Raw genomic sequence first — 11,151 nt, 5'->3', positions numbered from 1 at the left:
ACTTCATCTGCATATTCTAAATCTCCACCAACTGGCAGACCATGTGCAATACGAGTTACTTTAATGCCTGTAGGTTTTAAGAGGCGGGAGATATACATCGCTGTAGCTTCCCCTTCAATATTAGGGTTTGTTGCTAATATTACTTCTTGTACCGTTTCATCATGTAGTCGCTTTAAGAGTTGCGGGATATTAATGTCTTCCGGTCCAATTCCCTCCATAGGAGAAATCGCACCACGTAACACATGATATACACCTTGATACTCTTTCATTTTTTCCATCGCGATTACATCTTTCGGTTCTTGCACGACACAAACAACTGATTGATCTCGATGCGAATCATTACAAATATAACAAGGATCACGATCAGTAATATGTCCACATACAGAACAATACGCTAAATCTCGCTTCGCATTTACAAGTGCTTTCGCAAAACCTAACACATCATCTTCCTTCATATCTAATACGAAAAATGCCAATCGAACCGCTGTTTTCGGTCCGATACCTGGCAACTTCATAAAACTATCGATTAGTTTTGATATTGGTTCTGGATAATGCATGTATCAATATCCTCCTAGAACATTCCACCTGGTAAGTTTAAGCCTTTTGTAAATTTACCCATCGTAGAGTTTGATAGCTCATCAGCCTTTTTAAGTGCATCATTTGTTGCAGCTAACACTAAGTCTTGTAACATTTCGATATCCTCTGGATCTACAACCTCTTCTTTAATCTTAACTTCAAGAATTTGCTTGTGACCATTTGCAATAACTGTAATCATTCCGCCGCCAGCTGTACCTTCAACTGTTTTTTCACCAAGCTCTTCTTGTGCTTTCGCCATGTCTTTTTGCATCTTTTGCATTTGTTTCATCATGTTATTCATATTTCCCATTCCGCCACGCATCATAATTAATTCCTCCTAATTATTATTACTCTTTTATTTCAATGAGTTCTTGTCCTACTAATTTCACTGCCTCTTCTATAAGAGGGTCTTCCTTTTTCTCCGGGCTTTCTTCAGACTCTCCACCTTCACGTTGTAAAAAGTCTTCACGGATTTTACCCCATTCACTTTTTGGAATGGCAATCATATTTAACCTTTTACTTAGCAATTCAAATAAAGCTTGTTCTACTGTATCCATAGCTTCTCGATTTTCGCTCGCCATCTTACAGTGAATCTCATATTGAAATGCTAAAACGTAAGTGTCATCTGAAGCTGCCACTGGTTCGCTATTTTCTAGTAGAACAGCAAACGCTACTTTGTTATATGATTTGAGTCTTCCTAACAACTCACCCCATACAGCTTTTAATTGTTCTAAATCTTGACGCTTCGCTTGTTTTAATACTTCATTTACACGCCCGACAGGAATCTTCATACTTCCTGTTCGTACGGGTTTTGGTGTTGCACGTGTCTCTCTTACTTCCTGTTGTACACCAGCTGGCACACCGTTCTTTTTGACTTGCTCTAACTCTTTCTCCAATTGCTGCATCCTGTTCATAATTGCTTGCAAACGATCAGTACCGTTTGCTTGCATCATAAACTGTTGACACAATTGCACCATAACAACTTCTAAGAAAATACGCGGATGATTTGTCCACTTCATTTCCTGTTGTCCCTTACTAAGGGTATGAATAATCTCATAGATCACTTCCGGTTGCATTTCTTCACTTAACTTACGGAATTGATCATCTACAATTACTCGTTCCAACATATGTTCTAGTTGCGGTGAAGTTTGATATAAAAGCATATCACGATAATAGTAAATGAAATCCTCCATAAAACGAACTGGATCCTTCCCTTTACTCATCATTTCATCTATGATCTGTAATGCTCTTGATACATCGTTTTCACGTATGCATTCTACTAAATTGCCTAAGTATTGCTGAGAAACAGATCCTGTTACGGCCAATACATCTTCTGTCGTAACAATCTCATCACTATAAGATATAGCCTGATCAATAAGACTAAGCGCGTCACGCATACCACCTTCAGCAGCACGGGCAACAATTTGTAATGCTTCATCTTCCACTTGCGTACCTTCGTTTGTCACAACCGTTGATAATCTCTCAACAATATCATTCACTGATATTTTTCGGAATTCAAAACGCTGACAACGCGAAATAATTGTAGGCGGGATCTTATGAGGTTCTGTTGTCGCCAAAATAAAGATAACATGTCCTGGCGGCTCTTCTAAGGTTTTTAAAAGCGCATTGAATGCACCCATAGAAAGCATGTGAACTTCATCAATAATGTATACTTTATATTCTACAGCACTTGGAGCATATTTTACTTTATCTCTAATATCTCGAATTTCATCTACACCGTTATTTGAAGCCGCATCAATTTCTAATACATCTGAAATGGATCCTTGTGTAATTCCTAAACAAGAAGGACATTCATTACAAGGTTCAGCTACCGGAGCATGTTCACAGTTAATTGCTTTTGCAAATACTTTTGCAATTGTCGTTTTTCCTGTTCCCCTAGGACCAGAAAATAAATAAGCATGTGAAACTTTCTCTTGAAGAAGGGCATTTTGCAACGTTTTTGTCACGTGCTTTTGACCGACTACATCTTCGAACTTTTGCGGTCTCCATGTTCGGTATAACGCTTGGTATGACACGAAAATACGGCCTCCCTCAAAGGTTATTATCTCATTTATTATAACCCATTCTGTTTATAGATTCCAAAAGTTATTTTCTATACAAAAAACTCACCTTTGCATTAAGGTGAGTTTTGTATACATATATAACTGCCGTGCACCCTCCGTCGATTACGTACCATAAGCGTTACTCAAGCAGTTAGCTCGGTTCAGGCACTCCTGCGGCACACGAGAAGACCCGCTTATTGCTGCTTCCTTCCGGACCTGACAAGGTTCACGGGGTCCCGTTGCGCAGGACCCAAACGTCAACACCACTTACTTAAGGCAGACCTTACAGCAACATAACCTCGAGAGGGGATTCGGCCTCGCTAGAGCGGATTGCGAGTATAGGGCACCGCTACCTCCCCGCTTAGCACGGCAAAGTTAAAACCAATATTCGGTTGCCTTCATTAAAGGCATTATCAGTATAACTTGTTTCTTTATAAAATGCAAATACGTTAGTTCCCAGTATTTTTCTCTAATTTTTTTATCGCTTTTCTTTTTTTACGAAGCTCTCTAAAAAAGTTTGTTAACAACGTACCGCATTCTTCCTCTAATACACCAGATACTACTTCACATTGATGATTGAAGCGTTCATCTGTTAAAAGATTCATTAATGTCCCTGCACACCCGCCCTTCGGATCACTTGCACCATATACAACTCGCTTCACTCGTGATAAAACAATTCCACCCGCACACATTGGACAAGGTTCTAATGTTACATACAATGTTGCATCTTCTAAACGCCATGTCCCTAATTTTTTACACGCCTCATCTATTGCTAGCAACTCAGCATGAGCTATTGATCTTTGCTCAGTTTCCCTTAAATTATGGGCAACACTAATTACCTCACCATCTAACACTATAACTGCTCCAATTGGCACTTCCTGTATTTCCTCTGCCTTTTTGGCTTCTTCTATCGCTAATTGCATAAAATAAATATCTTGATCTTGTTCCATAACATAGTCCTTTCATTACAAATAAAGTACACTTATTTCCATTTACTACACAGGGGATAACTTTTACATATTCAATCCACCCTAAAAGAAAAAAGAGAGGGGATTACATATGAAAAATACCGCCTTGCTCATTATCGATATGATTAATGACTTTCAATTTTCCCACGGACCCATTCTAGCTCAAAAATGTGAGACTATCACAAACCCTATTTTACAATTAAAGAAAAAAATGAAATCCTTCGGCTATCCTATAATTTACGTTAATGACCATTATCAACTTTGGAGATCTGATATCGACCAACTTATTACTCATTGCACAAATAAATATAGCGAAAATATAATCCATAAGATTGCTCCAAGTTCTGATGATTACATTTTTATTAAACCACATTATTCCGCTTTTTATGAAACACCTTTAAATTCATTACTAGGTTATTTAAAAATAGAAAATCTAATATTAACAGGAGTTGCCGGAAATATATGTATCCTATTTACAGCTAATGATGCCCATATGAGAAATTATACATTGTATGTACCACAGGATTGTATCGCCTCTAACAACGACCAAGATAATATACATGCTTTAAAAATAATGGAAACTACATTGAAAGCAAATATAACATCGTCATCCAAAATAAAATTTAATTAATACATATATCTATTTTCTAACTTTTTATATCAAATTAACCCGCTCGCTTCCCTCTTGTGCTACAATAATTCTGTTTTGTGTTTTTAGTAGTCACGGTAAATCACTGATTGAAAGGAGGAAACAGCGTGACCGGAGTACCATTTATCACGGTTGAAGGACCAATTGGTGTTGGAAAAACTTCACTTGCGAAGGAAATTTCAACTCACATGCAACTCCACTTACTAAAAGAGATTGTTGATGAAAATCCCTTTTTAGGAAAGTTCTATGAAGACATCGACGAATGGAGTTTTCAAACAGAGATGTTCTTTCTTTGTAATAGATACAAACAATTAGAAGATATTAACATAAAGTATTTGAATCAAAGGAAACCAGTAGTAGCGGATTACCATATCTTTAAAAATTTAATTTTTGCATCCCGCACATTAAAAGACTCTCAATATGACAAGTACATGCAAATTTATCGTATTCTTACACAAGATATGCCTGTGCCAAACGTCATTGTTTATTTAACAGCTAGCCTAGAAACATTGCAAAAACGAATCGCCATGCGCGGAAGAGAATTTGAAAAAAACATGGATCCAAATTACTTACTACAGCTCACAAAAGATTATGAAACAGCAATGGATGCTTTTAAAAAAGATCATCCGGAAATACCAGTATTGAAATTTAATGGAGACGATATGGATTTTGTAAAAAATCCTGATGATTTAAACGTCATCCTATCTGCCCTTCAAAATACTCTCTTAAAGGAGTCGAAATAATAATGAATTTAAGGCAAAAATATGATATACCCAATGACGCAGTAATCACTATCGCCGGAACGGTAGGTGTGGGTAAATCAACTATGACAACTGCATTAGCTAATGCTTTAGGTTATCGCACATCATTTGAAAAAGTAGATTCCAATCCATACTTGGACAAGTTCTATGCGGACTTCACTCGCTGGAGCTTCCACCTACAAGTGTACTTTTTAGCAGAACGATTTAAGGAACAAAAAAGAATTTTTGAATACGGTGGCGGTTTTGTTCAAGATCGTTCTATTTACGAAGACACTGGAATTTTCGCAAAGATGCATCATGAAAAAGGTACGATGACGGAAACTGATTATGAAACATACAAAGGGTTATTTGACGCTATGGTCATGACTCCTTACTTCCCTCATCCAGACTTATTAATTTACTTAGAAGGTTCTTTCGATGATATTGTCGATCGTATTCAAGAACGCGGACGCCCAATGGAACAGCAAACGCCAATTGAGTACTGGAAAGAAATGCATGGACGTTATGAAAACTGGATTAACAACTTTAATTCATGCCCTGTATTACGCTTAAATATTAATGAGTACGATATTTTAAAAGATGGGGATTCAATCGAACCAATCATTAAAAAAATTGGCCATTTTTTAAAACAAACACGTAAACTTGTAAAATAAAAAACCCGTGCATATGCACGGGTTTTCCTATTAAATTACTTCTTCTTTGTTGGAGCAATAATTTCACTCTCAGGTTTTCCTGCGTTAATACGCTGACGAACAGTACTTGTACTAATATCGTATGCTTCAGCAATCTCTTTAACAGTCATTTCTTTCCCATTAATTACTGCCGTTAATACTTTACCTGTACGTTTTGGAGCCGCTTCTTTCTTTACAGCTGCTTTTTTAACTTGTTTTGGCACCTCTACTTTATTCGTAGCTGGTTTTACATCACAAGTACAACCACAAAGTTTACGGAATGTATCATCACTAATAATGCGTGATACGTTTGCACCACTGTTTAAAATTCTATTGTTCTTACAGACAGGACATTGTACATAATATAAAGTTTTTCCATCTAAAGGAAACGTTTGTATAATAAGATCCATGTTGACTCCTTTCATATCTATGAAGATAATCATCGGAATATGAGTGTGTAATAAGGACAAAATTACCTTACACCATACTTTATGATTGGTTTTAAAATAAAAACTCGTTACGTGTTGGTAACGAGTTCTCCAATCTCCACTTATATGCGCTGTTGTCAATTATATCTGGAGGAGGTAGAGGGATTCGAACCCCCGCGCGACTCTCGCCGCCTGTCGGTTTTCAAGACCGATCCCTTCAGCCAGACTTGGGTATACCTCCATATTGACATCAAATATAATATCAAAAGAAAAACAGTTAGTCAACCCTACTAAAATAAATTATGAGGAAAGGAAAATTTTACTTTCCCCTTCCTACATTACAGTACTGACAACGCTCATAATTACCAATCACTCATACCGATGAATGTTTAAATTTACTTAATAACTGTTTTTCCTCCCATATAAGGGCGAAGAACTTCTGGAATTATAATTGTACCATCTTCTTGTTGGTAGTTCTCTAAAATAGCTGCAACCGTACGTCCAATTGCAAGACCAGATCCATTTAATGTATGGACATGTTCTGGTTTTCCATTTGGCTCACGGCGGAAACGGATATTTGCACGTCTCGCTTGGAAAGCTTCAAAATTACTACAAGAAGAAATTTCACGATATGTGCCATAGCTTGGAATCCATACTTCAATATCGTATTTCTTCGCTGCTGTAAATCCTAAATCGCCTGTGCACATGCTCATAACGCGATATGGCAACTCTAATAATTGTAACACGCGTTCTGCATCATTTGTTAATTTTTCTAACTCTTCATAAGAATCTTCTGGTTTTACGAACTTCACAAGCTCTACTTTATTGAACTGATGCTGGCGAATTAAACCGCGTGTATCGCGACCAGCTGAACCTGCTTCAGAGCGGAAGCAAGAGCTAAATGCAGCATATCTTATAGGCAATTGCTCTTTATTTAAAATCTCATCACGATGCATATTCGTTACAGGTACTTCAGCTGTTGGAATTAAGAAATAATCTTCACTTTCAATACGGAATGCATCTTCTTCAAACTTTGGAAGTTGTCCTGTTCCTGTCATACTTGCACGGTTTACCATATATGGAGGTAATACTTCTTCATATCCATGCTCATCAGTATGAAGATCAAGCATAAAGCTAATTAAAGCACGCTCTAATCTTGCACCAGCACCTTTGTAAAATACGAAGCGGCTTCCTGTTACTTTCCCAGCGCGTTCAAAATCTAAAATTCCTAAATCAGTAGCAAGATCCCAATGTGGTTTTGGTTCAAAAGTAAATTCTTTTACTTCTCCCCAAGTACGCGCTACTACATTATCATCCTCTGTTTCACCGACTGGAGCAGACTCATGAGGGATATTTGGAATAGATAACATTAATCTTTCTAAGTCTTCTTCAACTGTGCGAAGTTCGTTATCAAAATCCTTTACTTTTTCTCCAACCTCACGCATTTCTAAAATTAGAGCTTCTGCATCTTTCTTTTCGCGCTTTAATACAGAGATTTGTTGAGACACTTCATTACGTTTACTTTTTAATTCTTCTGTCTGAACAAGTAGTTCTCTTCTTCTCGTATCAAGTTCTTCAAAACGTCCGAAATCAGTTAGATCTTCACCTCTATGCTGTAATTTCGCTTTTACTTCTTCAAAGTTTGTACGTAAAAATTTAATATCAAGCATTATATACTCCTCCTTTTATTTTATAAAACACAAAAAACTCCCGTCCCTATATAAAGGGACGGGAGTTAACCCGCGTTGCCACCCTAGTTGAAAGCATTACCGCTTTCCTCTCAAGTAGAAATAACGGCTCTTCACCGGGAATGCTTACTAATCCAAAAGATGTTCCACATTCCATTCCAGGATGGATTCACAAACTGTTTCTATCGATTTCCACCAACCATCGACTCTCTATAAGAAACAACATTTGTTACTATTTCCTATCAACACGCTTATTTTATAAAATTGTTACCATCAATTTACTATAATCTTATACAAGTTGCAAGTTACTTATACAACTTTTTTCATTTTCGCTTCTTTTACCATTTCAACAAAGTATGCTGTTACACGATGATCATCTGTTAATTCTGGATGGAATGAAGCAGCTAAAAACTGATCTTGTCTTACCGCTACCATTCGGTCACCATGCTTAGAAAGCACTTCAACATTATCAGCTACTTCTACAACATACGGCGCACGGATAAATACACCAACGAAGTCTTCACCCACGCCTTCAATTGAAAGCGCAGCTTCAAAACTATCCTTTTGGCGTCCGAACGCATTGCGCTCAACTGTAATATCCATAGCACCAATATGTGCTTCTTCATAGCCAATAAGTGTTTTCGCAAGAAGAATCATCCCTGCACACGTACCAAACATTGGTTTACCAGACTTTGCAAATGTGCGAAGTGGTTCCATGAAAGCATACTTATCAATAAGACGGCGCATTGTTGTACTTTCACCGCCTGGTAAAATAAGACCATCAATCTCTTCAAGTTGCTCTATACGCTTTACAACAACAGCTTCTGCACCACTTGCTTCAACTGATTTTACATGTTCACGAACTGCACCTTGAAGACCTAGTACACCGATTTTCACCATTTTAAAGTTCTCCTTTAATTACCATCCACGCTCTTGCATGCGTTGTTCTGGTAATAACGTTGAAATTTCGATACCCTTCATTGCATTACCTAATCCTTTAGAAAGACTTGCAATTAGTTCGTAATCTTCATAATGAGTCGTTGCTTCAACAATTGCACGTGCAAATCTCTCTGGGTTTTCTGATTTGAAGATACCAGATCCAACAAATACCCCATCAGCACCAAGTTGCATCATTAATGCAGCATCTGCTGGCGTTGCTATACCACCTGCCGCAAAGTTTACAACTGGTAAGCGACCAAGACGTTTAATTTCAAGTAATACTTCGTAAGGAGCACCAGTATTTTTTGCATATGTCATTAACTCATCTTCACGTAGACTCGCAACTTGACGGATTTCTGCATTGACTTGGCGCATATGACGCACTGCCTCTACAATGTTTCCTGTTCCTGGTTCACCTTTTGTACGAAGCATAGATGCACCTTCTGCAATACGACGTGCAGCTTCTCCGATATCACGGCAACCACATACAAATGGAACTGTGTAATCACGTTTATTTAAATGGTATACTTCATCAGCAGGAGTTAATACTTCACTCTCATCGATATAGTCTACCCCTAATGATTCTAATACACGTGCTTCTACAAGGTGACCGATACGGCATTTTGCCATAACCGGAATTGACACTGCACCCATAACTTCTTCAACGATTGTTGGGTCTGCCATACGAGAAACGCCACCTGCTGCACGAATGTCTGCTGGTACACGCTCTAATGCCATAACGGCAACTGCGCCTGCCTCTTCTGCAATTTTTGCTTGTTCAGCGTTAATTACGTCCATAATAACGCCGCCTTTTTGCATTTCTGCCATTCCACGTTTTACACGCTCTGTCCCTGTTACATTTGTCATGTACAAAAACCCCCCTAGGTGAATTGCTTTCCCCCGTTAAAGGCGAAAATTAAGAATACTCTTACATTCTACCACTAACTATCAGATGCTTGTCTACTACTTTTTCATAAAGTCGGTATGAAAAATAGGAATAAAAAAAAAGCCCCTACCATGAGGAGCTTCTAAAACCAACCTTTTACTGTATCAACAGCACTATTCCACATACCACTAAAGAATGAACCAATTCCGCGCATAGCACGAGTAAACCAGTTTGCTTCTTCTACTTCAGATGTTGTTACAAGATCCACTTGCAACGACTTACCAGTTAAAAATCCAGGGTCGTTTGTATCTTTTGGCGTAATTACCATTTGACCAAGCGCAGCTCCCTTTTTAATAGGTGCTTCTTGTCCCTTACTTGATTCTTTTAATTCTGTTTTATAAACATCTTTACTTCCTTTTGGCACTGGAAGTGAAATAGCTTGTTTCGTTTGAACTGCTACATCTTTATCTTTCGCATTTTCTACTCTTACTGTTTCTTGTCCTTTTACTGAAGAACCTTTTTTATACATTTGTTTCACTTCAAAGTTAGCAAATCCATAATCATATAGCTTCTTTGTTTCATCAAAACGTGCTGTATGAGAACTTGTTTTAATAACTACAGAAATAAAACGCATACCGTTTCTTTCAACCGTACCAGTGAAGCAATCTCCTGCTTCTGGAGTTGAGCCTGTTTTCAGACCATCTACGCCATCATATTCTTTAACTAAGCCCTTTAACATCCAGTTCCAGTTTGACATTGCAAACTTCTCTTTTTCTGGACGGAATTCTTTTTTAGGAATTTTTGCTGTATCTAACACTTTTGGATAATCTTTAATTAAATGTTGTGCTAAAGTTGCAACATCCTTTGCAGACATTTTATTTTCTTCATCTGCTGTTGTTCCTTCAGGGTGCATTCCCTTTAAATCTTTATTCGTTAAACCTGTAGAATTGACAAATTTATAATTTTTCAACCCTAGTTCTTTCGATTTATCATTCATCATTTTTACGAAATCTACTTCTTTACCTGCAATTGCTTCTGCTAATGCAATTGTTGCACCATTTGCAGAAAAGATTGCCATTGCCTCATATAACTCTTTTACTGTATAAGAGCCACCATTTTCTAATGCAACATTTGATAATGAAGCATCTTGTGAAACCTTATATGCATATTCAGAAATCTTAATTTTCTGGTCCCACTTAAGTTTTCCTTTATCCACTGCTTCGTGAACTAAATATTCACTCATCATCTTTGTCATACTAGCAATGGATAATAATTCATCTGCATTCTTTTGATATAAAATTTTCCCAGAATTCGCTTCTACTAAAATTGCCGCGCCTGCTTCAATGTTTAAAGCGGCTCCTGTTTCAGCTGATGCATTGCTATATGGAATAAAAATGCTACAAGCTAGTGTAAGCACTGTTACCAAAGCAATGAATCTTTTGCAAAACATACCTTTCACTTTTGCTACCCCCAATATCTATGTACTCACATAACCGTTATTCTAACATAATCAAAAAAAAAT

Annotated in this window: 12 protein-coding genes, 1 tRNA gene, 1 other RNA gene and 1 other annotated feature (1 of these 15 cut by a window edge); of the genes, 3 read left to right on the top strand and 11 right to left on the bottom strand. The window is 37.5% G+C overall.

Annotated elements, in window-relative coordinates:
* The 5 genes from recR to tadA all read right to left on the bottom strand — a co-directional run.
* Positions 1-557, bottom strand: the 5' portion of a protein-coding gene (recR, locus tag N2V79_RS00125; protein WP_000559169.1) for a recombination protein RecR. The gene continues 40 nt to the left of window position 1, outside the view; 557 of the gene's 597 nt are visible here — the first part of the coding sequence; the start codon lies at positions 555-557; its stop codon lies beyond the left edge, outside the window.
* A 14-nt stretch (positions 558-571) separates the two neighbouring features.
* Positions 572-898: a YbaB/EbfC family nucleoid-associated protein gene (locus N2V79_RS00120; RefSeq protein WP_014894853.1), complete on the bottom strand. Its 327-nt coding sequence runs from the start codon at positions 896-898 to the stop codon at positions 572-574.
* A 25-nt stretch (positions 899-923) separates the two neighbouring features.
* The gene (gene dnaX, locus N2V79_RS00115) at positions 924-2,612 is read right to left on the bottom strand and encodes a DNA polymerase III subunit gamma/tau (RefSeq protein ID WP_000121561.1); all 1,689 of its coding nucleotides are present in this window, start codon (positions 2,610-2,612) and stop codon (positions 924-926) included.
* Positions 2,613-2,744: 132 nt separating this feature from the next.
* Positions 2,745-3,009, bottom strand: an RNA gene (gene ffs / locus N2V79_RS00110) — signal recognition particle sRNA large type.
* A gap of 79 nt (positions 3,010-3,088) precedes the next feature.
* Positions 3,089-3,589: a tRNA adenosine(34) deaminase TadA gene (gene tadA / locus N2V79_RS00105; RefSeq protein ID WP_000434330.1), complete on the bottom strand. Its 501-nt coding sequence runs from the start codon at positions 3,587-3,589 to the stop codon at positions 3,089-3,091.
* Positions 3,590-3,698: 109 nt separating this feature from the next.
* Between tadA and N2V79_RS00100 the strand changes: the two genes are divergently transcribed.
* From N2V79_RS00100 to N2V79_RS00090, 3 genes are all read left to right on the top strand, one after another.
* On the top strand, positions 3,699-4,238 hold the full coding sequence (locus tag N2V79_RS00100) for an isochorismatase family cysteine hydrolase (RefSeq protein ID WP_053563255.1): 540 nt from the start codon (positions 3,699-3,701) through the stop codon (positions 4,236-4,238).
* 125 nt (positions 4,239-4,363) lie between these two features.
* Positions 4,364-4,999, top strand: coding sequence for a deoxynucleoside kinase (locus N2V79_RS00095; RefSeq protein WP_000148218.1), 636 nt, complete (start codon positions 4,364-4,366; stop codon positions 4,997-4,999).
* A gap of 2 nt (positions 5,000-5,001) precedes the next feature.
* Positions 5,002-5,670: a deoxynucleoside kinase gene (locus N2V79_RS00090; protein WP_001053585.1), complete on the top strand. Its 669-nt coding sequence runs from the start codon at positions 5,002-5,004 to the stop codon at positions 5,668-5,670.
* Between the two features lie 35 nt (positions 5,671-5,705).
* Here N2V79_RS00090 and N2V79_RS00085 read toward each other — a convergent pair whose 3' ends face one another.
* The 6 genes from N2V79_RS00085 to dacA form a co-directional block, all read right to left on the bottom strand.
* Positions 5,706-6,098, bottom strand: a complete 393-nt coding sequence (locus tag N2V79_RS00085) for a DUF3797 domain-containing protein (RefSeq protein WP_000364192.1) — start codon at positions 6,096-6,098, stop codon at positions 5,706-5,708.
* Between the two features lie 166 nt (positions 6,099-6,264).
* Positions 6,265-6,357: transfer RNA gene (locus tag N2V79_RS00080), tRNA-Ser, on the bottom strand.
* Between the two features lie 154 nt (positions 6,358-6,511).
* A complete protein-coding gene (serS, locus tag N2V79_RS00075; RefSeq protein WP_000884174.1) occupies positions 6,512-7,786 on the bottom strand; it encodes a serine--tRNA ligase in 1,275 nt (424 codons plus the stop codon).
* 51 nt (positions 7,787-7,837) lie between these two features.
* Positions 7,838-8,059: a binding site (T-box leader), on the bottom strand.
* A 54-nt stretch (positions 8,060-8,113) separates the two neighbouring features.
* Positions 8,114-8,704 (bottom strand): pyridoxal 5'-phosphate synthase glutaminase subunit PdxT, encoded by a 591-nt coding sequence (gene pdxT / locus N2V79_RS00070; RefSeq protein ID WP_000238785.1) that lies wholly within the window; start codon positions 8,702-8,704, stop codon positions 8,114-8,116.
* Positions 8,705-8,722: 18 nt separating this feature from the next.
* Entirely contained in the window at positions 8,723-9,610 is an 888-nt protein-coding gene (gene pdxS / locus N2V79_RS00065) for a pyridoxal 5'-phosphate synthase lyase subunit PdxS (RefSeq protein ID WP_000186154.1), read from the bottom strand.
* 161 nt (positions 9,611-9,771) lie between these two features.
* The gene (dacA, locus tag N2V79_RS00060; RefSeq protein ID WP_197241459.1) at positions 9,772-11,079 is read right to left on the bottom strand and encodes a D-alanyl-D-alanine carboxypeptidase DacA; all 1,308 of its coding nucleotides are present in this window, start codon (positions 11,077-11,079) and stop codon (positions 9,772-9,774) included.
* Positions 11,080-11,151 lie beyond the last annotated feature (72 nt).

This window comes from Bacillus sp. CH_70, from assembly GCF_038007045.1.
Lineage (GTDB): Bacteria > Bacillota > Bacilli > Bacillales > Bacillaceae_G > Bacillus_A > Bacillus_A cereus.
Note: the sequence above shows the minus strand (reverse complement) of the source record. Positions and strands in the feature narration are given on the sequence as shown.